General features: G+C 59.0%; 24 protein-coding genes. 6 read left to right on the forward strand and 18 right to left on the reverse strand.

Features of this window, described 5'->3' with window-relative positions:
* Positions 1–272: 272 nt before the first annotated feature.
* Positions 273–1,793 carry a bifunctional aminoglycoside phosphotransferase/ATP-binding protein gene (locus ACFQND_RS07015; RefSeq protein ID WP_371436069.1) on the forward strand — a complete coding sequence of 507 codons (1,521 nt, stop codon included), beginning with the start codon at positions 273–275 and terminating at the stop codon, positions 1,791–1,793.
* 79 nt (positions 1,794–1,872) lie between these two features.
* Here the strand turns inward: ACFQND_RS07015 and ACFQND_RS07020 are convergent, their stop codons facing one another.
* Complete coding sequence (locus tag ACFQND_RS07020; protein WP_371436115.1) at positions 1,873–2,475, reverse strand: LuxR C-terminal-related transcriptional regulator; 603 nt, start codon at positions 2,473–2,475, stop codon at positions 1,873–1,875.
* 11 nt (positions 2,476–2,486) lie between these two features.
* On the opposite strand from ACFQND_RS07020, the gene ACFQND_RS07025 reads away from it, so the two are divergent.
* Positions 2,487–2,822 (forward strand): hypothetical protein, encoded by a 336-nt coding sequence (locus ACFQND_RS07025; protein ID WP_371436118.1) that lies wholly within the window; start codon positions 2,487–2,489, stop codon positions 2,820–2,822.
* Between the two features lie 3 nt (positions 2,823–2,825).
* Here ACFQND_RS07025 and ACFQND_RS07030 read toward each other — a convergent pair whose 3' ends face one another.
* On the reverse strand, positions 2,826–3,164 hold the full coding sequence (locus tag ACFQND_RS07030) for a c-type cytochrome (protein ID WP_371436068.1): 339 nt from the start codon (positions 3,162–3,164) through the stop codon (positions 2,826–2,828).
* Positions 3,165–3,393: 229 nt separating this feature from the next.
* Between ACFQND_RS07030 and ACFQND_RS07035 the strand changes: the two genes are divergently transcribed.
* Positions 3,394–3,609 carry a BON domain-containing protein gene (locus ACFQND_RS07035; RefSeq protein WP_377412772.1) on the forward strand — a complete coding sequence of 72 codons (216 nt, stop codon included), beginning with the start codon at positions 3,394–3,396 and terminating at the stop codon, positions 3,607–3,609.
* A gap of 948 nt (positions 3,610–4,557) precedes the next feature.
* On the opposite strand, the gene ACFQND_RS07040 is transcribed toward ACFQND_RS07035, so the two are convergent.
* From ACFQND_RS07040 to merT, 9 genes are all read right to left on the reverse strand, one after another.
* The gene (locus ACFQND_RS07040; RefSeq protein WP_011239983.1) at positions 4,558–7,527 is read right to left on the reverse strand and encodes a Tn3 family transposase; all 2,970 of its coding nucleotides are present in this window, start codon (positions 7,525–7,527) and stop codon (positions 4,558–4,560) included.
* 2 nt (positions 7,528–7,529) lie between these two features.
* Positions 7,530–8,090 (reverse strand): recombinase family protein, encoded by a 561-nt coding sequence (locus tag ACFQND_RS07045; protein ID WP_011239984.1) that lies wholly within the window; start codon positions 8,088–8,090, stop codon positions 7,530–7,532.
* Between the two features lie 129 nt (positions 8,091–8,219).
* Positions 8,220–9,209 (reverse strand): DUF3330 domain-containing protein, encoded by a 990-nt coding sequence (locus ACFQND_RS07050; RefSeq protein ID WP_345785313.1) that lies wholly within the window; start codon positions 9,207–9,209, stop codon positions 8,220–8,222.
* Positions 9,206–9,442, reverse strand: coding sequence for a broad-spectrum mercury transporter MerE (gene merE / locus ACFQND_RS07055; protein WP_316851969.1), 237 nt, complete (start codon positions 9,440–9,442; stop codon positions 9,206–9,208). The genes ACFQND_RS07050 and merE overlap by 4 nt, the downstream gene beginning before the upstream one ends.
* The gene (gene merD / locus ACFQND_RS07060) at positions 9,439–9,804 is read right to left on the reverse strand and encodes a mercury resistance co-regulator MerD (protein ID WP_316851968.1); all 366 of its coding nucleotides are present in this window, start codon (positions 9,802–9,804) and stop codon (positions 9,439–9,441) included. Before merD ends, merE begins: the two co-directional genes overlap by 4 nt.
* 17 nt (positions 9,805–9,821) lie before the next feature.
* Positions 9,822–11,507: a mercury(II) reductase gene (gene merA / locus ACFQND_RS07065; protein ID WP_316851967.1), complete on the reverse strand. Its 1,686-nt coding sequence runs from the start codon at positions 11,505–11,507 to the stop codon at positions 9,822–9,824.
* 39 nt (positions 11,508–11,546) lie between these two features.
* A complete protein-coding gene (gene merC, locus ACFQND_RS07070; protein ID WP_316851966.1) occupies positions 11,547–11,969 on the reverse strand; it encodes an organomercurial transporter MerC in 423 nt (140 codons plus the stop codon).
* Positions 11,970–11,996: 27 nt separating this feature from the next.
* On the reverse strand, positions 11,997–12,272 hold the full coding sequence (gene merP, locus ACFQND_RS07075; protein WP_316851965.1) for a mercury resistance system periplasmic binding protein MerP: 276 nt from the start codon (positions 12,270–12,272) through the stop codon (positions 11,997–11,999).
* Positions 12,273–12,284: 12 nt separating this feature from the next.
* Positions 12,285–12,635, reverse strand: coding sequence for a mercuric ion transporter MerT (gene merT / locus ACFQND_RS07080; RefSeq protein WP_316851964.1), 351 nt, complete (start codon positions 12,633–12,635; stop codon positions 12,285–12,287).
* A gap of 71 nt (positions 12,636–12,706) precedes the next feature.
* Between merT and merR the strand changes: the two genes are divergently transcribed.
* Positions 12,707–13,141, forward strand: coding sequence for an Hg(II)-responsive transcriptional regulator (merR, locus tag ACFQND_RS07085; RefSeq protein WP_316851963.1), 435 nt, complete (start codon positions 12,707–12,709; stop codon positions 13,139–13,141).
* Here merR and ACFQND_RS07090 read toward each other — a convergent pair.
* The 6 genes from ACFQND_RS07090 to mltG all read right to left on the reverse strand — a co-directional run bounded on the left by ACFQND_RS07090 (position 13,131) and on the right by mltG (position 17,937).
* Entirely contained in the window at positions 13,131–13,688 is a 558-nt protein-coding gene (locus tag ACFQND_RS07090; RefSeq protein ID WP_377412737.1) for an ankyrin repeat domain-containing protein, read from the reverse strand. The genes merR and ACFQND_RS07090 overlap by 11 nt on opposite strands.
* Positions 13,685–14,482 (reverse strand): TatD family hydrolase, encoded by a 798-nt coding sequence (locus ACFQND_RS07095; protein WP_371436066.1) that lies wholly within the window; start codon positions 14,480–14,482, stop codon positions 13,685–13,687. The genes ACFQND_RS07090 and ACFQND_RS07095 overlap by 4 nt, the downstream gene beginning before the upstream one ends.
* Before the next feature lie 124 nt (positions 14,483–14,606).
* Positions 14,607–14,993, reverse strand: a complete 387-nt coding sequence (locus ACFQND_RS07100; RefSeq protein WP_371436065.1) for a PilZ domain-containing protein — start codon at positions 14,991–14,993, stop codon at positions 14,607–14,609.
* A gap of 60 nt (positions 14,994–15,053) precedes the next feature.
* Positions 15,054–16,118 (reverse strand): DNA polymerase III subunit delta', encoded by a 1,065-nt coding sequence (locus ACFQND_RS07105; RefSeq protein ID WP_371436064.1) that lies wholly within the window; start codon positions 16,116–16,118, stop codon positions 15,054–15,056.
* Entirely contained in the window at positions 16,115–16,783 is a 669-nt protein-coding gene (gene tmk, locus ACFQND_RS07110; RefSeq protein ID WP_371436113.1) for a dTMP kinase, read from the reverse strand. The genes ACFQND_RS07105 and tmk overlap by 4 nt, the downstream gene beginning before the upstream one ends.
* Before the next feature lie 158 nt (positions 16,784–16,941).
* Positions 16,942–17,937 (reverse strand): endolytic transglycosylase MltG, encoded by a 996-nt coding sequence (mltG, locus tag ACFQND_RS07115; RefSeq protein WP_371436063.1) that lies wholly within the window; start codon positions 17,935–17,937, stop codon positions 16,942–16,944.
* 71 nt (positions 17,938–18,008) lie between these two features.
* On the opposite strand from mltG, the gene ygfZ reads away from it, so the two are divergent.
* Both ygfZ and ACFQND_RS07125 read left to right on the forward strand, forming a co-directional pair.
* Positions 18,009–18,992, forward strand: a complete 984-nt coding sequence (ygfZ, locus tag ACFQND_RS07120) for a CAF17-like 4Fe-4S cluster assembly/insertion protein YgfZ (RefSeq protein ID WP_371436062.1) — start codon at positions 18,009–18,011, stop codon at positions 18,990–18,992.
* 33 nt (positions 18,993–19,025) lie between these two features.
* The gene (locus ACFQND_RS07125; RefSeq protein WP_371436061.1) at positions 19,026–19,937 is read left to right on the forward strand and encodes an NRDE family protein; all 912 of its coding nucleotides are present in this window, start codon (positions 19,026–19,028) and stop codon (positions 19,935–19,937) included.
* Between the two features lie 12 nt (positions 19,938–19,949).
* On the opposite strand, the gene ACFQND_RS07130 is transcribed toward ACFQND_RS07125, so the two are convergent.
* Positions 19,950–22,259, reverse strand: a complete 2,310-nt coding sequence (locus ACFQND_RS07130) for an O-antigen ligase family protein (RefSeq protein ID WP_377412745.1) — start codon at positions 22,257–22,259, stop codon at positions 19,950–19,952.
* Between the last annotated feature and the right edge of the window lie 85 nt (positions 22,260–22,344).

The following is a 22,344-nucleotide window of genomic DNA, read 5'->3' on the forward strand; positions in this document are numbered from 1 at the left end:
AAGCACTGGGAAATCAGCACCTCTGGTCGCGATAGCTGCCAGACAACTGCCTGATGCATTGCGCCAAATCAATGCGTCAGCCGAACTCCAATCAGACAATTACCCGAACGCCAACAAGCAAATCACGCCAGACAAATTCGCAAAGCGCACTTTGTCAGTCAGATTGGGCAGCTTCTGATGACGTTCTTGCGACCCACGGAACCAAGCGACCTCATGTGCCAGGCAACAGCCGTTGCAGGGCGAAGCGTTAACCCTATCGATGGAGATTCAACATGTTACCGACCCTCGCAGCGCAATCGCGCAGAGTCAGGCTTTCGTTGGAGAGTCGTGCGGTTGAGCCGGAGGTTGGTGCGCTCATTGCGCCCTTGGCGCGCTCCATCAATGCCCAGGTATTGGAAACGCCGCTTTCCTGGGTTTTGCTGTCCGGTGATTCGGCATGGAAGATCAAGAAAAAAGTCAGCCTGCCTTTTGTAGACTACAGCACGCTTGAAGCCAGGCATCACTACTGCCTGGAGGAGTTCCGTCTGAACAAACAATTGGCGCCGGCCATGTATCTTGGTGTAGTTCCAATCGGTGGCTCACCCCATCTTCCCTTGCTCGACGGGCCAGGTCCTGTATTGGACTATGCGGTGCACATGCGCAGGTTGTCACCCGGATCGCTTTTTTCAGAAAGACTGGCGGCGCAAACATTGAGCATGTCCGACATTGAGGATCTCGCTGTCCTACTGGCAGAGCTGCATATGTGTGCCCCAAAGGCCGCCGTTGCGCGATTTGCAAATCCGGCGAGACGAGCTGGCAGCGCTCTCGCTGCGCTCAACGGCGTACGGCCAATCGCTACACCCGCTGCAGCAAGGAAGCTGGAACACTGGTTGATCACCGAAGCTGAATCACTCAGGCCATTCTGGGAAAAGAGGCATGTAGATGGGCACGTACGGGAATGCCATGGTGACCTTCATCTGGGGAATGTCGGTAGCCTTGATGCTCGAATAACCGTATTTGATCGCGTTGAATTTTCGCCGGCCCTTCGATGGATCGATGTTCTTGACGATATAGCCTTTCCCATCATGGACCTGTCAGCGCATGGCAGGGATGATTTTGCTTATCACCTTCTCAATACCTGGCTGGAGCATACCGGGGATCATGACGCGCTTACCGGACTTCGCTTTTCTGTAGTCTATCGAGCATTAGTGCGGGCACAGGTTGAATACCTCCGAGGATCATCCGGACTGGTGAGTGCAGGGCGCTACTTCAACACCGCACTGGCGTGGGCACACGGCGGTAATCCATGGCTATTCATAACAACCGGACTACCAGGTTCGGGCAAAACATTCTTTTCCGGGCAATTGATTGAGCGAGATGGTGCCATTCGGATCCGTTCCGATGTTGAGCGCAAGCGACTTTCTGGTCTGCATATGCTCGATCGATCTCTTGCCAATGGGTTGAGCATCTACAGCGACAGCTCCAGCGCTCGAACTTACGCACACCTGCGAAGCCTAGCAAAGAAAATAATGGATTCGGGTTTTGCGGTCATTGTTGACGCGGCATTCCTGCGCCAGGCCGATCGTCAAATTTTCAGGGAACTGGCAGTCGAGGCCGCCGTGCCATTTGTGATCATGGAATGCAAGGCATCCCAAAGCGTCCTCCAGCAGCGTCTGATAAAGCGCCGGAATGATGCGTCGGAAGCGACGGTAGATACCTTGAAAGAGCTTGCTTTGGTTGCCGAGCCCCTAACAAAGACGGAATCAGCGTTTTCATGTCGTCCACCAATCAGTATCCTTCCGAGTCGGCTGTAGATGAATCCCCGCCTGAGTTGGACCTGGGTGCATCGGCCATAGAGGGCCGTCCTGCGTTCCCATGAGTGGACGTCTTTGACTAGATGAGTCCACGCTGGGCTGTGACGCTTACGGCCTGAGCCCGGCAGTGAATCTGGAGCTTGTTGTATATGTGCTTTATGTGGGTATTGACGGTTTCCGTGCTGATCTTCAAACGATCCCCTATCTCGATGCTGGTGTAGCCCGCCGTAATATTTGAGAGTACAGCCTTTTCACGGGGCGACAGGGTCTCTTGTTTGTTGCTGGGGGAGGGGGCAATCCCCCCTTGTGACGGCTCAAGCTTTCTCAGGAGTTTTCGCGCAATATTGGGCGTAATGTATGCGCCACCGTTGGCGACCTGAAGCACCGCCTCTACGAAGTTCCCGAACCAGGAATTCTTCACAAGGTAGCCTACCGCCCCCAACTCAAATGCAAGTAGCGCGTACTGCTCATTATCCAGAACTGAAATAACAATAATCTCCGCTTTGGGGTGTACGGACTTTGTGTAGGCGATTAGATCGAGTCCATTGCCATTGGGCAGGGTGATATCGACCAACAGGACGTCAAATGTATGCATGGAAATCAGGCGCCTAGCGTCCCTTAGAGTGGCGGACTGCATGACGACGTCAGTACGCGCATCTTTATATAGTTCACCGGAAATCACTCTTCTGATCAATGCATCGTCGTCTACGAGCGCGACCCGTACTGGCCGACTGGGCTGACCTGCAAGGAAGTCAGGCCACAGGAAAACGTCTGACGAACGCCCGCCTTGCGAGCCTGATCGCCCATCCGGTGTGCTTTGATCTGGAGAGTTCATTGTTGTTTCCGGATGTCTATCTGTTTGGCTGCCCGTATAGTCGGCCGGCGCTCCTTTTGTTTTGGCCGATGCTTCCTGATGTTCTTGATTCTGTCTGGACAGGATTTATTTCGATTGCTTTTTATCAACTTATATGGATTTCGCGCAAGTTGCGATCTGACCGAAGCCATAAGCGCCGCCGGCAATTACATTGATACCTATTGACGTACTGCCTCAACATAGGGCGACGTCTGCGGATACTGGTAAATCGTGTCATTCAGGTAGCCTGCGACCGCTGCGATATCTGCTTCGCTCCATTGCAGTCCGGTGTTGCCTTGCCAAAGGCGAACCTGTGCGTTCAGGCTGGTCCAGTCATAGGCTCGCCTGTTGTTGCGCCAGTGCATCTCCGAAGTGTGACAAGTAATGCAATGCGTCGTGTACAACAACTCCCCACGAGTTTGCACCGGCACCGTTTGAGCATGCGCCACTAAGCTGCTGACCGCGATAACTACCAGCAAAAGATCTCGCTTGGATCTTTCTTTGGGTAATGGCATCATGATCTTCTCCAAGATTGACGTGAATCAGAAGCATCGCCGGGTTGTGGGAAATGGCATTTGATATATCGCAAGAACACGCGGGAACCGGCCAAAAGAGCTCTAAACCGACAGCGCCAATGCATTTGGTGAGGATGGGCGATTTTTCATGAAGCGACAAAGCACCTACGATGCGGAAAGCCGGCGAGATTAGTCAATTCCGCATGGTTCTGCGAAGCAACTCGAAGAAGAAATTGCTGCAGCCACGGATCACGTCCTTGAGTGGATCGTGGGTATTCCCAGGCGACAGGTTCAGTATTCGATCAACAACGGATGGGTCACCCTGACAGGACGTGTAGGACTGCACTACAAACGGCTTCATGCTCAGGAAGTCGTAGCCAAAATTTCTGGCGTTAAAGGCGTGACAAATCTCATTGATGTCCAACCGGACAAGGCCGTCTTAAGTTGAAACTGACGGAAACCCGCATGGAATAAGGAAAGGGTGGACGACTTCAGCAACCACCACCATGTCGCCAACGATCTAAGTGGTTGATTTATAAAGAAAAGGCAATTAACCCTGTCGGACCTCGCTACCTGCGAACCCGAAGCAACCTACGACAGCATTCAACCGGGGGAAGTAAAGACGGACAGGAGACGGATCAGCGGGAGCAACATCCGTCAGCATTTGCCGGCGTGGAGCAAACACAGACAGCATCCGCCGAAGCATCCGAAAGCTATGTGGCTTTGGGATTTCCCAATGCGTCCAGTTCCTTGGTCATTTGACACCTGTTAACCATGGTTTTTAGGGGTGCTGACGTAGGTTGCCCCCACAAATATGGTCACTAACGCTGCAGTCAACCAAAAAGGCCGTTTGCGGTAGTATCGCGGTGCTTCACACCGCTCTATTATTTAACATAATATACATCGTGGAACTATTGAGTAATGAAAGCACACCTCAGAATCCACATTCAGAAATCTTAAGTAATCTTTCGAACACTCCTTAAATAATCCTTGTACGTCTGACGCTCCCCCAAGCTAATTAGGGCAAGCCGAACAACGCTCATACACCGAAATTGGCAACGACGTGCCCACCCAAGGCCAGCGACGAAGCAAAAGTTGACGCGCAGCAAGAAGCCGGGGCAAACCCAGCCTGATTTTGCGAACCGTTCTAGCGCGGCGAATAACGCCGAATGGCTCCGCCGCACTTGAATAGCCGCTCTGTTACCACTGTCCTGGCGGGCGTTGGCTTCGTATCGATTTGGCGATGAGCTCCGCGACGTCCTTGCGATTGGCGCGTTGGGCGAACTGGATCGCTGTCATGCCTTGCTGGTTCTTGAGTTGCGGGTCCGCTCCTTCTTCAAGCAATAGCTTGACTGCCTCAGCTGGGGTCGTCTCAGAAAACGGAAAATAAAGCACGCTAAGCAGGTTGCAACGGCCGCAGCGGCCTGAACTTGCCCGCGCCGATCTTGGCGCTGCTGCGCCAGAGGTAATCGCCGGTCAGGTTGATGTGCTCCCAGCCGAGCGGCGACAGGTACTGCAACAGCGCGTCATCGACGGCGTGGCCGTTGCCCCGCAGCGCGTGCGCAGCCCGTTCCAGATAGACCGTGTTCCATAGCACGACGGCCGCCGTCACCAGGTTGAGGCCGCTGGCACGGTAGCGCTGCTGCTCAAAGCTGCGGTCGCGGATTTCACCCAGACGGTTGAAGAACACGGCGCGGGCCAGCGCATTGCGGGCTTCGCCCTTGTTCAGCCCAGCGTGCACGCGACGGCGCAGCTCCACGCTTTGCAACCAATCCAGGATGAACAGCGTGCGCTCGATACGCCCCAGCTCGCGCAGGGCCACGGCCAGGCCGTTCTGGCGCGGATAGCTGCCGAGCTTGCGCAGCATCAGCGAAGCCGTCACCGTGCCCTGCTTGATCGACGTGGCCAGCCGTAGAATTTCATCCCAATGGGCGCGAATAGCCTTGATGTTCAGTCTGTCGCTGCTAATCATCGGCTTGAGCGCGTCGTAGACGGTGTCGCCCTTGGGGATGAACAGCTTGGTGTCGCCCAGGTCGCGGATGCGCGGCGCAAAGCGGAAGCCCAGCAGGTGCATCAGGCCAAATACATGATCGGTGAATCCTGCCGTATCGGTGTAGTGCTCCTCGATGCGCAGGTCGGACTCGTGGTACAGCAAGCCGTCGAGCACATAGGTCGAGTCGCGCACGCCGACATTGACCACCTTGGTGTGGAATGGCGCGTACTGGTCGGAGATGTGGGTGTAGAAAGTCCGCCCAGGACTGCTGCCATATTTCGGGTTGATGTGGCCAGTGCTCTCGGCCTTGCTGCCGGTTCGGAAATTCTGGCCGTCCGACGATGACGTGGTGCCGTCGCCCCAGTGCTCGGCGAAGGGATGCCGGAACTGCGCATTGACCAGTTCGGCCAGCGCCGACGAATAGGTTTCGTCGCGGGTATGCCAGGCTTGGAGCCAGGCGAGCTTGGCGTAGGTCGTTCCGGGGCAGGACTCCGCCATCTTGGTCAGACCCAGGTTGATGGCGTCGGCCAGGATCGTGGTCAGCAGCAGGTTCTTGTCCTTGGCCAGGTCGCCCGATTTCAGGTGCGCGAAGTGCCGGGTGAAGCCTGTCCATTCGTCTACCTCCAGCAGCAGTTCGGTGATCTTGACGTGCGGCAGGATCATTGCTGTCTGGTCGATCAGCGCCTGCGCGGTGTCGGGCACCGCCGCATCGAGCGGCGTGATCTTCAGGCCCGACTCCGTGATGATGGCGTCCGGCAGCTCGTTGGCCAGCGCCATGCGGTTGACGGTGGCGAGCTGCGTTTCCAGCAGCGTCAGCCGGTCATGCAGGTACTGGTCGCAATCGGTGGCCACGGCCAGCGGCAATTCGCTGGCCTGCTTGAGGCTGGCGAATTTCGCGGGTGGCACCAGGTAGTCCTCGAAGTCCTTGAACTGGCGCGATCCCTGCACCCAGATGTCGCCGGAGCGCAGGGCGTTTTTCATCTCCGACAGCGCGCACAGTTCGTAGTAGCGCCGATCGATGCCGGTGTCGGTCATCACCAGCTTCTGCCAGCGCGGCTTGATGAAATCGGTTGGCGCGTCGGCGGGCACCTTGCGGGCGTTGTCGCTGTTCATGTTGCGCAGCACTTCGATGGCCTCCAGCACATCCTTGGCAGCGGGCGCGGCCCGCAGCTTGAGCACGGCGAGGAATTCCGGCGCGTAGCGACGCAGCGTGGCGTAGCTCTCGCCGATGCGGTGCAGGAAATCGAAGTCCTCGGGCTGCGCGAGCTTCTGCGCTTCGGTGACGCTCTCGGCGAAGGCGTCCCAGGACATGACGGCCTCGATGGCGGCAAACGGATCGCGGCCCGATTGCTTGGCCTCGATCAGTGCCTGACCGATACGCCCGAACAGCCGCACCTTGGCGTTGATCGCCTTGCCGGACGCCTGGAACTGCTGCTGATGCTTGTTCTTGGCGGCGTTGAACAGCTTGCCCAGGATGCGGTCGTGCAGGTCGATGATTTCGTCGGTGACGGTGGCCATGCCTTCAATGGCGAGCGCCACCAGGGTCGCGTAGCGCCGCTGCGCCTCGAACTTGGCCAGGTCGGCGGGTGTCATCTGGCCGCCCTCGCGGGCGATCTTGAGCAGCCGGTTTTGGTGGATCAGCCGCTCGATGCCGGTAGGCAGATCGAGCGCCTGCCATGCCTTGAGTCGTTCGATGTGCTCCAGCATATGCCGCGAATTGGGCTTGACGGGTGACTGGCGCAGCCAGGCCAGCCAAGTCGTCTTGCCGTTGTCCCGGCGCTTGAGCAGATCGTCGAGGCGGCGGCGATGCGCGTCCGACAGTGGTTCGGCCAAGGCGTAGTAGATGCGCCGGTTGGCGCGGGTGATCGCTTCGGCGCTCGCCCGCTCGACGGCGTTGAGGGCAGGCAGAATGACCGACTGCCGCCGCAGATGCTCGATCAAGGCGCTGGCCAGCACAATGCCCTTGTCGGTTTGCATGGCCAGCTCGGTCAGCGTGTGGACGGCCTGCCGGTAGTGGCTCATGGTGAAGGGCTGGAAGCCGAACACCGTTTGCAACTCGACCAGATGCTCGCGCCGGGTCTGCTCCCGCTGCCCGTACTCGCCCCAGCTTTCGACACTGACCTTGAGCTGGTCGGCGACCAGTTTCAGCAAGGGCGGAAACGGCGGCTCATCGACGCCAAGGAGGATGCCGGGAAAGCGCAGGTAGCAGAGCTGAACTGCAAAGCCCAAGCGGTTCGCAGGCCCGCGCCGTTGCCGGATGATGGAGAGGTCGGTATCGCTGAACGTGTAGTATCGGATCAAGTCGTCCTTGGTATCCGGCAACGCCAACAGGCTTTCCCGCTCGGCGGCGGACAGAATGGAACGACGTGGCATATTTACTGATCCGCTCTCAAGTATTGATACAGGGTCTCCCGGCTGACACCAAACTCGCGGGCCAGCTTCGCTTTTTGTTCGCCGGCGGCGGCCCGCTGCCGCAGATCGGCTACCTGTTCGGGCGACAGCGCTTTCTTGCGGCCCCGGTAGGCTCCGCGTTGCTTGGCGAGCGCGATGCCTTCCCTCTGCCGCTCGCGGATCAAGGCCCGCTCGAATTCAGCGAACGCCCCCATGACCGACAGCATCAGGTTCGCCATCGGCGAATCCTCGCCGGTGAAGGTCAGGCTCTCCTTGACGAACTCGATGCGCACGCCGCGCTTGGTGAGCTTTTGCACGAGGCGGCGCAAGTCATCGAGGTTGCGCGCCAAGCGATCCATGCTGTGAACCACCACGGTGTCGCCTTCGCGCACGAAGGCCAGCAGCGAATCAAGCTCGGGCCGCTGGGTGTCCTTGCCCGACGCCTTGTCGGTGAACACCTTGCCGACTTCGACGTGTTCAAGTTGCCGTTCCGGGTTCTGGTCGAAGCTGCTGACCCGGACGTAGCCGATGCGTTGACCCTGCAAGATGCCTCCCTGGACGAAAATGTCAGGAAGAAATCTATGACCTTTTTCAGCTAGTGTCAATAAATAACACAACCGACTCTATTCTGACGTTGTGAGGCAGTCTACCCTGACATCCGGTTAGGGTATGCTTCAACCTGACGGCGGCGAACCGCAAGCGTTCAGTTCGGCGCTCGTTTCGGTCGCGTTGCTGGCCCGCGCCTGGAAGCGTTGATAACACTCCAGCCCGCAGAAGTGCTCGACGTACTCCGCACCTTCCGGTGTGAAGGCGGCATCGAGCGGGATTTCCTTGCAGCACACGCAGCAACTGGTGGCGGTCGGATCATTTGTATTCATGGTGGCGCCCCTCCATTGACTGACAAAGGCGGCGAATGCCGCCGCCGGCATCGGCTTGGCGAACAGGAAGCCTTGTCCTGTGTCGCAGTTCGCTTGTCGCAACAGATCAAGACTTGCCGATGTTTCCACGCCTTCGGCCACCACATCCATGCCCAGCCCGTGCGCAAGCTGAATCACGGTGTGCACGATAGTCTGGTCGCGGTGGTCGTTGGCGAGTCCGGCGACAAACGATTGGTCGATCTTGAGCGTGCTGATTGGGCAGCACTTCAGATGTTGCAGACAGGAATAACCCGTCCCGAAGTCGTCGGCGGCGAAGCGCACACCGATCTGTCGCAAGGCTTCCAGAGCGGGGAAGATCGCAGGATTACCGAACGCAACCGATTCGGTCAGTTCGATTTCAAGATACTCGGTGGGCAACTCCGCATCAGCCAGCACGCCCTTTACCCACCCGTCGAAGTCCGGTCCCACCTGGCTCGCCGAAACATTGACGGCCAGCCGGAACGGTTGCCAATTCAATGACAGCCAACGCTGCATCTGGCGGCAAGCTTCGCTCAGCACCCAAGCGCCGATTTCCGGCATCAGGCCGGACGATTCGACCAGGGGCAGGAACTGGCCCGGCGGCAACATTCCGAGTGTCGGATGACGCCAGCGCAACAGGGCTTCCGCGCCGACAATCTGGTCACTGCGCAAATCGACAATCGGCTGGTAGTGCAGCTCAAGCTGCCCGCGCACAACCGCATGCGCCAACTCGGTCGCCGTCCATCCGGCGGGCAGTGATGTGCTCATGATCTTTCCTTGAAGACCCGCAAAAGCCGCGTCACGGATAGGACGAACAAGCCGGTCAGCGCCATCGCTGCGACGCCCCAGTGCTCGCCGATGAAGGCACCGGCGGTCGTGCCGGCCAGCACAACGGCAAGAATCGGCAAATGGCAGGGACAGGTAAGCACGGCCAGCGCGCCCCACAGGTAGCCGGTGAACGGCTTGTGTGTCTCGGTCGGCAAGCTCTCGGGGCTGTTCATGGCAGACTCTCCGCGTGCTGTGCCGGCTCGGTCGGCATAGTGGCCAACTGCACTTCCAGATCGGCCAGCGCTTCACGCCGGCGTTCGACGAAATTACGCAGCACGGCAAGCTGCGCGGCCGCTTCGTCGCCGTCCGCAGCATCCAGTGCCCGGCACAGCCGCGCCAGCGCGTCGAGGCCGATGCCGGCCTCGAAGGCAGCCCGCACGAAGCACAGCCGTTGCAAGGCCGCATCGTCGAACAGGCCGTAGCCGCCCGGGGTGCACGCCACCGGCCGCAGTAGTCCGCGCAGCAGGTAGTCGCGCACGATATGCACGCTCACCCCGGCATTAAGGGCAAGCCGCGACACCGTGTAGGCGTTCATCGAACACCTCCTTTTTCTCACCCGGCGCAGCAGGAAAGCTGCTTCACGTCCTTGTTGAAGGTCTGCGCCGCGAGCTTCAAGCCTTCGACCATCGTCAGGTAGGGAAACAACTGATCGGCCAGTTCTTGCACCGTCATGCGGTTGCGGATCGCCAAGGCGGCCGTCTGGATCAGTTCGCCGGCCTCCGGCGCGACCGCCTGCACACCGATCAAGCGCCCACTGCCGGCATCGGCCACCAGCTTGATGAAGCCGCGCATGTCGAAGTTGGCGAGCGCACGCGGCACGTTGTCCAAGGTCAATGTGCGGCTATCGGTCTCGATCCCGTCGTGATGCGCTTCCGCCTCGCTGTAGCCCACGGTCGCCACTTGCGGATCGGTGAACACCACGGCCGGCATTGCGGTCAGGTCCAGGGCTGCATTGCCGCCGGTCATGTTGATCGCGGCACGGGTGCCGGCCGCTGCCGCCACATAGACGAACTGCGGCTGGTCGGTGCAGTCGCCGGCCGCGTAGATGTCCGGCGTGCTGGTCCGCATACCGGCGTCGATGACGATAGCGCCTTGCGGGTTGAGCGCGACGCCTGCCGCGTCCAGCGCCAGGCTGCGTGTGTTCGGTGCCCGACCGGTGGCGATCAGCAGTTTGTCGGCGCGCAATTCACCGTGTCCGGTAGTCAGCACGAATTCGCCGTCCACATGGGCGACCTGGCTGGCTTGCGTGTGCTCCAGCACCTCGATGCCCTCGGCACGGAAAGCGGCTGTCACTGCCTCGCCGATGGCCGGGTCTTCCCGGAAGAACAAGGTGCTGCGCGCCAGGATCGTCACTTTGCTGCCCAGCCGGGCAAAGGCTTGCGCCAGTTCCAACGCGACCACCGACGAGCCGATCACGGCAAGGCGTTCGGGAATGGTGTCGCTGACCAGCGCTTCGGTGGAAGTCCAGTAGGGTGTGTCTTTCAGGCCGGGGATCGGCGGCACGGCCGGACTCGCGCCGGTGGCGATCAGGCAACGGTCGAAAGTCACCACACGCTCGCCGCCGCCATCGAGCTGCACGGTCAGGCTGTGGCCGCCCCTAAAACGGGCTTCGCCGTGCAGCACGGAGATGGCGGGATTGTCATCCAGGATGCCTTCGTATTTGGCGTGGCGCAGTTCATTGACGCGCGCCTGCTGCTGGGCCAGCAGCCGCTCGCGCAAGATCGTCGGCGGAGCAGGCGGCATACCGCCATCGAACGGGCTTTCGCGGCGCAGATGGGCGATGTGGGCGGCGCGGATCATGATCTTGGACGGCACACACCCGACATTGACGCAGGTGCCGCCGATGGTGCCGCGCTCGATCAGCGTGACGTGCGCGCCTTGCTCGACGGCCTTCAGCGCCGCCGCCATCGCGGCCCCGCCGCTGCCGATAACGGCAATATGCAATCCGCCACCGTCACCACCAGCCTTGTCGCCGCTACCTAGCCATTCGCGCATCTTGACGAGCAAGCCGCCGCCGACCGGAGGCACGGGCGCGTCGGCGAGCGTGGCCCGATAACCGAGTCCGGCCACGGCGGCAGTCAACGCGTCCGGCGATGTGTCGGCCTCGACGGCGAGCTTGGCGCTGCCCTTGGTATAGGAGACATCCGCCGACTGCACGCCGGGGACTTTCTCCAGGGCTTCCTTGACATGCACTGCGCACGAGTCGCAAGTCATGCCGGTGATTTTGAGGGTGGTCATTCATCGTTCCTTTTCTGTGTTGGACGCTGGCTCATGCCGTCAGCCGTGTTTTGTTGGGAGTTCGCAGCCGTCCGGGCCGCAACGGCGATGCGCTGGCGACACGAAATCCCAGATCGACACGCCGATCATCAGGGCTAGGCCGGTGTATACGAGGCGGGCTGTCCACCAGTTGCCAAGCAACCAGACGGTTCCGGCGAACACGATGGCTGGCCCGATCATGCCGAGCAGGCTGCGGTGCCATTGCCGATGACTCAGCCAGCCCAGTGCGTTCGCCAGCAAAGCGACGACGGCGAACAGCGGCAGCAGCGTAGAAATGAACAACCCTTCGTATTCCTGTAGAAAGCCCAGGCCGATGGCCGCACCCAAGCTGGCGATCGCCGGAAAACAGGCGGCGCAGCCCATCGCGGAAACAACGCTGCCAAGCGCGCCAGCCTTGTCGGCAATGCGTGTGATCAGTCCCATGATCGCCCCAGATTCGGGTTCAGTGGCTCACTGCTTGACGCTGGACGGATAGCCGGCGTCTCCGGTTGCCTTGGTCAGCTTCTGCACGCTGGTCTTGGCATCATCGAAGGTGACAACCGCTTCGCGTGTCTCGAAGGTCACGTCAACCTTGCTGACGCCTTCGACCTTGGAAATCGCCTTCTTGACGGTGATCGGGCAGGCGGAGCAGGTCATGCCCGGTACGGACAGCGTGACGGTCTGGGTGGCGGCCCACACGGGGGCAAAAACGGCGGCGAGGGCGAGGGAGGCAAACAGTTTCTTCATGGTGAACTCCGATCAGTAGAAAAATGGCATGACATAGGGAAATCCGAGCGCGACCAGAACCAGCACGGCCACGACCCAGAAAATGAGCTTGTAAGTAGCTCTCACTTGGGGAATCGCGCAGACCTCACCCGGTTTGCAGGCTTGCGCAGGGCGGTAGATGCGCCGCCAGGCGAAGAGCAGCGCCACCAGCGCCGCACCGATAAAGATGGGGCGATAGGGTTCCAGCACCGTCAAGTTGCCGATCCAAGCGCCGCTGAACCCCAAGGCGATCAGAACCAGCGGCCCGAGGCAGCAAGCGGAGGCGAGGATGGCGGCCAGCCCGCCGGCGAAGAGCGCGCCGCGCCCGGTTTGTGGTTCAGACATGCGTTTGTCCTTTCGAATTGGAATGGGATAGCGTAACCTTACTTCCGTACTCATGTACGGAGTCAAGCGACATGCAAAATATTTCTGAGAATCTGACCATTGGCGTTTTTGCCAAGGCGGCCGGGGTCAACGTGGAGACCATCCGCTTCTATCAGCGCAAGGGCTTGCTGCTGGAGCCGGACAAGCCTTACGGCAGCATCCGCCGCTATGGCGAGGCCGATGTAACGCGGGTGCGGTTCGTGAAATCAGCCCAGCGGCTGGGCTTCAGCCTGGACGAGATTGCCGAGCTGTTGCGGCTCGACGACGGCACCCACTGCGAGGAAGCCAGCAGCCTGGCCGAGCACAAGCTTCAGGACGTGCGCGAGAAAATGGCTGACCTGGCGCGCATGGAGGCCGTGCTGTCTGAGTTGGTGTGCGCCTGCCATGCGCGGCAAGGGAATGTTTCGTGTCCGCTGATCGCGTCGCTACAGGGCGGAGCAAACCTGACGGGTTCGGTTATGCCTTAGCGTGCTTTATTTTCCGTTTTCTGAGACGACCCCCAGCTGAACCATACATGCTGGCCATCATCAACGGCGTGGTGCCGTTGGGCGATTCCGCATCTATGTAGGCACTGTTTTCAAGCAGCAGCTTGATCAGGGGCAAATTGCTGTTGCTGGCCGCGTAATGCAGTGGGGTCCAGCCGGTTTTATTGACATCAGCACCTTTTTCGACCATTTGGCTGGCCAGATCCAGCTGGCCTTTCAAGGCTGCGAGCATGAGCGGACTTTCGCCCTGCCTATTCAATATGTTCAGGTTTATGTTGGGCGCATCTACCAGCGCTTTTGCGACTTTGGGCGATGGCTCCTTGATGGCGATAAGCAGGCCGTGCTGACCTTGCGGATCCAGGGTGTTCGGGTCAAAACCTCGCGCCAGAAGTTGCCGCACCTCGGCCGCATCGTCCATCCTTATCGCACGAAAAAAGTCGTCATAAGAACCTGCAAATGAGATATTTAATCCAATTAAAACAAATAGGTATATAGGATATTTAAAGTAATTTCTAAAGATATTATTCATGCCTTGACACCCTTGAAAAGCCGCTCAAAGTTGAGACTCGTGGCGCTGGCAATGGTTTCAAGGCTTGCCTGTTTTAGCTCTGCGATCAGCTTGGCGACGTAGGGCACATAAGACGGGTTATTGGTTTTCCCCCGATAAGGGACGGGCGCCAGGTAAGGGCTGTCAGTCTCTATCAGGATGCGGTCCATGGGCACAAACTGGGCGACTTCCCGCAAATCAGCTGCAGTTTTGAAGGTCAGAATGCCTGAAAAAGAGATGTAGAAGCCAAGGTCGAGTGCTGCGCGGGCCACGGCCTGGCTTTCGGTAAAGCAGTGAAAAACACCGCCGGCACGGCCTGCGGCATCGGCGCCCTCACCCTCTTCCTTCAAAATCGCCAGGGTATCGTCGGAAGCGCTGCGGGTGTGGATGATCAGCGGTTTGCCGACCTGGCGGGCCGCACGGATATGCACCCGGAAACGTTCACGCTGCCATTCCATGTCGGTGATGCTGCGCTCGCCAAGGCGGTAGTAGTCCAGCCCGGTTTCACCTATGCCGACGACTTTGGGCAAGGCCGAGCGGCGTACCAGGTCTTCAACGCTGGGTTCCGTCACGCCTTCATTGTCGGGATGCACACCAACACTGGACCAGAAGTTGTCATAGGCCGTGGCCAGCGCGTGGACGTCCTCAAACTCTTCCAGGGTGGTGCAAATACACAGGGCCCGATCGACCCTGGCATCACTCATGGCCTGGCGTATCTGGGGCAACTGGGCCTTGAGCTCCGGAAAGCTCAGGTGGCAGTGGGAGTCGGTGAACATCAAAAGGCTGGCCTAAGCGGGTAAATCAAATATGAAAAGTGGCTGTAGCCCAATAGAAATGAGCGCAGCCAGCTATAAAAAGAATAGTAAATATTGGCGGGCAGCCGCGTTGCCGCAGCAACGGCTAAATGGTCTGCGTCGGCCGGTCTGATGCCAGATGGGCACCAAGTATTTCTTCTATCTTCAGTTTGAGCAAACGCGATTTCTCATCACTGGGGAAACGCACACCGACACCCTGGGTGCGGTTGCCTGCGGCCCGGGCGGGCGTGACCCATGCGACCTTGCCAGCCACCGGGTAGCGCTGCGTGTCTTCCGGCAGCGTCAACAGCACATACACATCAGCGCCAAGCTGGTATTCGCGGGAAGTCGGGATAAACACCCCGCCCTCTTTGAACAGCGGGATATAAGCCGCATACAGTGCCGCTTTTTCCTTGATTGCCAATTGCACAACACTGGGCCGGGCGGCTGCGCCTGGAGTGGCGGGTGAACTTGCGGGGGGCGTTGTGCTCATGGCTCTAGTTTATCGGTTGCGATGCCGGGCTGCCTGCATTTAAAGCCTCTTTTTGAGGACTTACCTGGATGTCAGGGCGAGTTTGGCCCGGCTGGCCAGCGACTCAAGCATCAATCCCGGGTTGTAGGGATGCTCCACGGTGCGGGCCGTCAGCGCCAATTCTTTAGCCCAGGTGGCCAGTGCGTACATGCCCGTTTTGGCGCTGGCAGTTGGCGGCAGGTCTTCAAGGCTGAAAAACCGGGGCTGCGCGCCAGCCTTTACAGCCCATACATCGTGGCAAAGCTTTTGCAGGGCATCCACGGCTTGCGCGGGCGCCCAGTCAGCCAACACGGTCACGTCACCGCGGGCCATGGCTTTGGGCAGGGCCTGCCAGCTTTGGGCGATGTGGCCGGCCTGGTTGTTTTGTATCCATGCCAGCGCATCGGCAGGGCGTCCACCTGCGGCGACCAGCAAGGTTTTGAGGTCTTGTTCCGAAGGCGGTTTGAGGGCTTTTTTATCGCTGCCCTCGCCTGCCCTTGGGCTGCTCATGGCCTGCAGCCAGGCCAGTCCTTCCTCAAAATCCGGCCAGTGCATGGTGTGCCCGAGGCAACGACTGCGTATGGTCGGCAGCAACTGGTGCGCGGCCTCCGTGGCAAGGATGAACTTGACCGCGCCGGGCGGTTCTTCAAGTGTCTTGAGCAAGGTGTTGGCGGTGATGCCATTCATCCGCTCGGCCGGGAAAACCAGCACCACTTTGGTCGTGCCGCGGGAGCGGGTGAACTGGGTAAATGACACCGCTTCACGTGCGGCATCAACCTTGATTTCCTTGCTGGGTTTGCGCTTTTTGCTGTCAAGGTCGTCCTGGGTCTTTTCGTCCAGTGGCCAGCCCAACTCAATGGACAGGGTTTCCGGCAGCAGCATGCACAGGTCGGCATGGGTATGCACTTCCACCGCATGGCAACTGCCGCACACACCGCAGGCGCCGTCGGGCGTAGGGGCCTCGCACAACCATGTTCTGGCGAGCTCCAGCGCCAGCTCAAACTGGCCGAGACCAGAGGGGCCGCTCAACAGCCAGGCGTGGCCGCGCTGGCTCAGCAGGCTTTTGAGCTGGGTTTTCAGCCAGGGGGCAAGGGATGGTGTACTCATGAAAGCCAGCCTTTGGAGATAAAGACCTGCTTGACATCGTTCCAGACGGCTTCACGGGTTTGCGATGCGTCAATTCGCGCAAAACGCTGCGGATCGGCCTGAAGGCGGTCCTCATAACCACCGGCGACGCGGCGGAAAAACTCGACTGGTTGAGCCTCGAACTTGTCCGGAAGACGCGCCCCGGCCAGCCGCTGTGCGGCCTCTTCAGGGGACAGGTCGAACCAGACGGTGAGATGGGGCTGCAACAGGGTTTCGCTGCTTTCTTTCGATTGACGGGAGTTTTCGCCCTGCACCCACGTTTCAAGCGTCCGCAGGACATCCAGCTTAAATCCCCGGCCACCGCCCTGGTAGGCAAATGTTGCATCGGTAAAGCGGTCGCACAAAACCACTTCACACCGATCCAGCGCCGGCGCAATGACGCTCACCAGATGGTCACGTCGTGCCGCAAAAATCAGAAGGGACTCAGTCAGGGGATCCATGGCATCGTTCAACACCAGGGCGCGCAGCTTTTCTGCCAGCGGCGTGCCACCGGGCTCACGGGTCAGGGTCACGGTACGGCCTGCAAGCCTGAAGGCATCGGCCAGCGCAGCGATGTGTGTGGATTTGCCGGCGCCGTCTATGCCTTCAAAACTGATAAACAGGCCTTCTAGCGAAGACGATCGCAGCGAAGCGCCGCCCCGAGCAAGGTCAGCCCCCTCGGGAGGCAGCGGAGTATGTGAGGCGACGAACGTGGGGGCCAAATTCGCCGACAGGCCGCCCCTAGGCGAAACAGCCCCCAAGGAGGGCAGCGCAGTACGCGAAGCGACCAGCGTGGGGGCCATATCTATTGACCTCTGATGTATTTGTTGACGGCGCGGTTGTGCTCGTCAAGGTTGCTGCTGAACTGGCTGCTGCCATCGCCGCGGGCCACAAAATACAGGGCCTTGGTTGGTGCTGGCTGCACTGCGGCGAGCAATGCAGCTTTGCCAGGCATTGCAATGGGCGTGGGGGGCAGGCCAGCACGCGTGTAGGTGTTGTAGGTGGTATCGGTTTGCAGGTCGCGCTTGCGCAAATTGCCGTCAAACTTGTCGCCAAGGCCGTAAATCACGGTAGGGTCGGTTTGCAAGGGCATGCCTATACGAAGCCGGTTGATAAAAACGCCGGCAATCTGCGCCCTGTCGGACGCTTTCCCGGTTTCTTTTTCCACAATGCTGGCCAGGATCAAGGCCTGCTCCGGGGTTTTCAGCGGCGTATCAGGGCTGCGCAGTGCCCAGGCGGCCTCGACCCGTTTGTCCATTGCCCTGGCGGCCCGCTTGAGCACCGCGACATCACTCGCGCCTTTGGCATAGGTATAGGTGTCAGGAAAAAACCTGCCTTCAGGGTGAATGCCTGGCCTGCCCAGCTTTTCCATAATGGTTTCAGGGCTTAATCCTTGTGTATCGGGCACCAGCTGCTCTGCTTTTTGTAGTGCTGCACGGACCTGGTTAAAGTTCCAGCCCTCCACAAGGGTGACATTTTTCAGGGTTTCCTCGCCACGGACCAGCATGCTCAGCAGTTTGCGCGGCGTCGTGCCTGGTACGATTTCGTAGCTCCCGGCCTTGATCTGCCGGGCCTGGCCGGATAAACGAAACCACAATTGCAACAGCAGGGTGGGCACGTCCGCACCACTGGCCACAACCACTTCGGCTACTGTATTGGCCCGGGTGCCGGGTTCAATCTCAAGGTCTACCACTTGCGCGCCGGGCTGCAGCTTCAGGGGCATGGGCTCGTGCAGCCACCAGGCGGCGGCACCGGACACGAGCAAAAGCAGTACCAACAAGCTTGTAAAAATGCGACGCAAAACCCAACTACCTTTCCAGCTACTTCCAGCCCGGTGCGGGCAAAAACCACAAGCCTATGATAATTCAGCCCATGCATACACCCACACAAGATAAACCGGCCGTGCAGCCAGGCGCAAACCCTTCGCTGCCCGTGCTATCCGGCGTAACAGAACTGGCTCATCTGGGCGTGATTCGTGTGGCTGGCGAGGAGGCTGTCAAGTTCCTGCAGGGCCAGCTGACACAGGATGTTGCATTGATGAGCCTGACGGAAGCCCGTCTGGCTGCGTTCTGCAATGCCAAGGGCCGCATGCGGGCGAGTTTTGTGGTGTTCAAACGCAGTGACGAAGAAATACTCATGGTCTGCAGCCGTGACATCCTGGCGCAAACGCTCAAGCGGCTGTCGATGTTTGTGCTGCGGGCCAAGGCCAAATTGACGGACGCAAGTGCGGATTTTTCGCTGTTTGGCCTCACTGGAAGTGCTATTGAATCAATAGCTGGATCCGTCCAGGCACCATGGGCCAAGCAGGATATCGGTGCCGCAAACCTGGTATTTTTGTATCCCGGGGCAGGCCAGGCACGCGCCTTGTGGTGTGCGCCAGCCGACACAGCAGCGCCCGAAGCCGAAGCGGCGGCACTGCCGCCCGGTGTTTGGGCCTGGCTGGAGGTGCAATCAGGCATCGCCATGATCACCCAGCCCCTATTTGAAGCTTTTGTACCCCAGATGCTTAACTACGAATCCGTGGGCGGCGTCAACTTCAAAAAAGGTTGTTACCCCGGCCAGGAGGTCGTTGCGCGGAGCCAGTTTCGCGGCACGCTCAAGCGCCGCGCCTACCTGGTGCAGGGCGCTGCTGAGCCCGTTGTCGGGCAAGAGGTTTTCCACACCCATGACGCCGAGCAGCCTTGCGGCCTTGTCGCCGCCAGCGCAGCGAATCCGGCCGGTGGATTTGACGCGATTGTGTCCATGCAGACCTCGGCGGCGAGCGATGCGGGCAACGGACGCCTCACCTTGGGACATGCCGATGGGCCGGCATTGACTTTGCTGCCATTGCCCTACCCCTTGCTCGAAGATATCTGAGTTTTACGAAACCAGGAACAGGGGAACGACTCCATGTGTCTTGTCGCGTTTGCCATCAACGCCTCGGAGCGCTGGCCGCTGGTGATCGCATCCAACCGCGATGAATTTTTTGACCGCCCGACCTTGCCGTTGGCACGTTGGCAAAGCGAATCGGGCCACACCATTATTTCAGGGCGTGATGAGCGGGCCGGGGGGACCTGGCTCGGCATGACCCCGGGTGGGCGTATCGCCCTGCTGACCAATGTACGGGAACGGCCGGCTTTATCGCAGCCGCCCGCCCCAAGGTCCCGCGGCGGACTGGTCATGCGCTGGCTCGAAAATGACATGGATGCAAGTCAGTTCATGACGCATACAGACAGCACAGCGTATGCGGGATTCAACCTGGTCGTTGGAGACTGGTCCACAGACAGCTGGACCTGGCTCAGCAATCGTTCTTTTGACTCCGGCCCGGGTGGCGCCGCCGGAAATCGACCTCAGCGCTCGGGATGGCATTCGCGGGCATTGGCCCCCGGGGTTTATGGACTGTCCAATGCGGCGCTGGATACGCCTTGGCCCAAGACGCTTGCTCTGAAGGCGGCGCTGACTGATGCATTGGCTGGTGCTACTTCACAGGAGGCCGGCGCGATGGATACGCCCTTATGGACTGCCCTGGCCAGCCGCCATCGCGCGGATCCCGGGAACCTGCCCGATACCGGGCTGCCTGTTGCGATGGAACAAGCTTTATCTAGCGCTTTTGTGGACTCACCCGAGCGCGCCTATGGAACCCGCTGCAGCACGCTGCTGGTCGCCAGCGCAGCTGAAAACCAGCAGGACAAACATCGCTGGACAGTGCGAGTGGAAGAGAAAACGCATCTTCAACCCGTGAAGGGCAAAGCTACCCAGGAGCAAAGCAACGTTAGAGCCAGCCAGGTTTTTCACTGGCAACGCACAAGCGTTGTGCGCTAGATCCTGCAAACATCACAGTCGTGCCTGGTAAGCCGTGGGGACCTGCTTGCGGATCGCCTCTTTCTCGGCAGCCGGTGCTGCATTCAGTGCCGCCTTGAATGATTCCAGCGCCTTGGCGTCGTCCTTTTTCTGGGCCGCATAAATATTGCCCAGCTTGAGGAATGAGTCTGCCTGCAGGTTTGGCCAACTCTTGACCCGGAACTCCAGGCTCTTGATCGCCATGTCATAGTCCCCTTTTCGAATGCCCAACACATAGGCGGCATTGACAAGGTCAAAGTCGTAGGTGCCTTCATCGAGGTATTGCTTGGCAAGCAGGGCGGCCTCTGGCTCCTTGCCCATGCGACTGAGCAAAATCACCTTGAGGGAACGCACCGAAGCGGCCTTTGGCTGGAGTTTTTCACAACGCAGCAAAAACTCCATGGCCTTGTCGTTATTGCCCATTTGCGCATAGCCCCGGGCAATATTGGACATGATGGCCACCACGTAGGGCCTGGACACCACAACCGACTCCCACACCCAGACAGCATTTTTCCAGTCCCCCCATTTGGCCAGTTCATCGGCGACCATTGGCGTGATCTTGCGATAGTGGGTATTGATGGCAACAGCGTCTTTTGTAAGCGTCAGGATTTCCTTCTTCGTCTTATCCCATTTCGGATTGTTGTAATCCCCCGACTGGGAAATTCCCAGGGACATTTTTACGGCCCGGACGATTTTTTGCTCCACGGCCGCTGCTTGCTGGCTGATGTAGGCCGCCAAAACCAGGCAAGCCATCATGACAACTGCAAGGATTTGCGAATATGCAGGTTTCCAGGGCAAGCGCATCGCCGCAGCCGGACCTCGAATCTGAAGCCTTGCATCGGAGGCCCCAAGCAGGGCCAGGCTCAAGGCAAACAGGCATCCGGTACTGGCAAGCCGCCACGGAAAACCGATGTTGCTGACAATCAGGAATGCCAGCAGGCTCGCCAGCGCAATAACACGCATGGGCGCTTCAGCCAGTCCCTCGGGTGACCTGTTCCGGATGGTTTTCCAGGCTGCAAACAACAGGTAACCGATCAGGGCAAGCAGGAAAAGCAAACCCGTTAAACCGTACTCCGCGAGCAACTGAAGGACTTCGTTGTGTACGTAATAGTCGGTTTCAAGCTGGGAGCCTTCGGTTTGGTAAAGCGGCAGCATCGCCTCCCACGCACCAGCACCTACGCCTGTTAACGGTTTGCTTTCGATAATTCGGGCTGTGGCCTTCCACATGATGAAGCGGATGCCTAAAGAGCCATCATCGGCAGAAATAGAAGCGGTTCTTTTGAAGGCCCGGTCAAAGGCACTTGTTCCAATTCCAAGTACTTCCGCATCTTTCAGCAATCTGGGATTGTTGGTACTCAAAATACCGAGTCCGACAACAGTCGCAACCAGAACACCACTGGCCAGAATCCGCTTCCCCGCATCCCAGTTTATGAAAGTGAACTGCTTGCGGTAAAGAACCGCCGTGACAGGCAGTACAACACCAAGCAAAATCCACATCGAACCCAAAGCGCCCCGCGTCCCGGTCATCATCAACGCAACGATATTGAACCCAAGCGTGAACGCCATCAGCGTGATACGCGCCGATCCTCTGGCCTGGGCCAGCAAATAGGCTGAAAAAGGAATGGTGCAGACTACAAATTCCGCAAAGAAGTTGCGATTCACAAAAGTCGAAGCTGGATTCGGCCCTTGCGGGAAATAAGTGAAATCAATCCAGAATTGCAAGGCTGTCCACAACGAAGCAATAACCGCGCCCCAGTGAATTCCCTCCATCAGATATGGAATGCGGGCACGCGACAAGGTATTGATACCCAACCAGAGGATCAGGCTGAAAATGAACCAGCGGATTGCTTCAACACCGCCCAGGTAGGTGTGCGACCAGACCATGCTGCCCAAGGCATATGCCATCAGCGCAAGTGGCAGCCACACCAGTGCGTGCCAGCGCAGGCCGTCACGCCGGTTGCGCTGCTGCCAGAAGAACAGCAAGCCGGCCGAGAGGGCCGCAAACGACACCACAATCGACTTCAGGGTGTCCTGCAGCATTTCTTCGTTGGGCACACCAATCGCGGGAGCCAAAAACATCATGAAAGCCAGAATGACAACTGTCCAGTCACCCCGCTCCACCTCTGCAGGCAACAATGCTGAAAGGGCACCTTTTGCCGAAGTTCGCCCTTTTGCACCGATTGCGGCGTTGTTTGCCTTTACAGCGCCAGGGATGTCTGCGGTTGACGGCGCCGTGACGCCCTGATTTTCCAAATTGCCAACATTGCCAGATCTGTTGCGATTAATACGTTTTTTCTTGGCCATGGAGATAAATAGTCTTTCTGGTGCCTGGGGAACACTTGGGTCCCACGCGAATTGCGACCCGCTATTGTCGCTGCTTGGCAAAAGC

It is taken from the genome of Polaromonas aquatica, assembly GCF_042659145.1.
Classification (GTDB): Bacteria; Pseudomonadota; Gammaproteobacteria; order Burkholderiales; family Burkholderiaceae_C; genus Polaromonas; species Polaromonas aquatica.

Bases quoted from the DNA above. Each gene is read 5' to 3' on its own strand.
- merE (WP_316851969.1), bottom strand. From the start codon at position 9,442: ATGAACAGCCCCGAGAGCTTGCCGACCGAGACACACAAGCCGTTCACC.
- merA (WP_316851967.1), bottom strand. From the start codon at position 11,507: ATGACCACCCTCAAAATCACCGGCATGACTTGCGACTCGTGCGCAGTG.
- ACFQND_RS07025 (WP_371436118.1), top strand. From the start codon at position 2,487: ATGCATCGTCGTCTACGAGCGCGACCCGTACTGGCCGACTGGGCTGAC.
- ACFQND_RS07130 (WP_377412745.1), bottom strand. From the start codon at position 22,259: ATGGCCAAGAAAAAACGTATTAATCGCAACAGATCTGGCAATGTTGGC.
- ACFQND_RS07095 (WP_371436066.1), bottom strand. From the start codon at position 14,482: ATGTTCACCGACTCCCACTGCCACCTGAGCTTTCCGGAGCTCAAGGCC.
- ACFQND_RS07100 (WP_371436065.1), bottom strand. From the start codon at position 14,993: ATGAGCACAACGCCCCCCGCAAGTTCACCCGCCACTCCAGGCGCAGCC.
- ACFQND_RS07090 (WP_377412737.1), bottom strand. From the start codon at position 13,688: ATGAATAATATCTTTAGAAATTACTTTAAATATCCTATATACCTATTT.
- merT (WP_316851964.1), bottom strand. From the start codon at position 12,635: ATGTCTGAACCACAAACCGGGCGCGGCGCGCTCTTCGCCGGCGGGCTG.
- ACFQND_RS07050 (WP_345785313.1), bottom strand. From the start codon at position 9,209: ATGAGCACATCACTGCCCGCCGGATGGACGGCGACCGAGTTGGCGCAT.
- merD (WP_316851968.1), bottom strand. From the start codon at position 9,804: ATGAACGCCTACACGGTGTCGCGGCTTGCCCTTAATGCCGGGGTGAGC.
- merP (WP_316851965.1), bottom strand. From the start codon at position 12,272: ATGAAGAAACTGTTTGCCTCCCTCGCCCTCGCCGCCGTTTTTGCCCCC.
- ACFQND_RS07015 (WP_371436069.1), top strand. From the start codon at position 273: ATGTTACCGACCCTCGCAGCGCAATCGCGCAGAGTCAGGCTTTCGTTG.
- ACFQND_RS07030 (WP_371436068.1), bottom strand. From the start codon at position 3,164: ATGATGCCATTACCCAAAGAAAGATCCAAGCGAGATCTTTTGCTGGTA.
- ygfZ (WP_371436062.1), top strand. From the start codon at position 18,009: ATGCATACACCCACACAAGATAAACCGGCCGTGCAGCCAGGCGCAAAC.
- ACFQND_RS07040 (WP_011239983.1), bottom strand. From the start codon at position 7,527: ATGCCACGTCGTTCCATTCTGTCCGCCGCCGAGCGGGAAAGCCTGTTG.
- ACFQND_RS07125 (WP_371436061.1), top strand. From the start codon at position 19,026: ATGTGTCTTGTCGCGTTTGCCATCAACGCCTCGGAGCGCTGGCCGCTG.
- merC (WP_316851966.1), bottom strand. From the start codon at position 11,969: ATGGGACTGATCACACGCATTGCCGACAAGGCTGGCGCGCTTGGCAGC.
- merR (WP_316851963.1), top strand. From the start codon at position 12,707: ATGCAAAATATTTCTGAGAATCTGACCATTGGCGTTTTTGCCAAGGCG.
- ACFQND_RS07105 (WP_371436064.1), bottom strand. From the start codon at position 16,118: ATGAGTACACCATCCCTTGCCCCCTGGCTGAAAACCCAGCTCAAAAGC.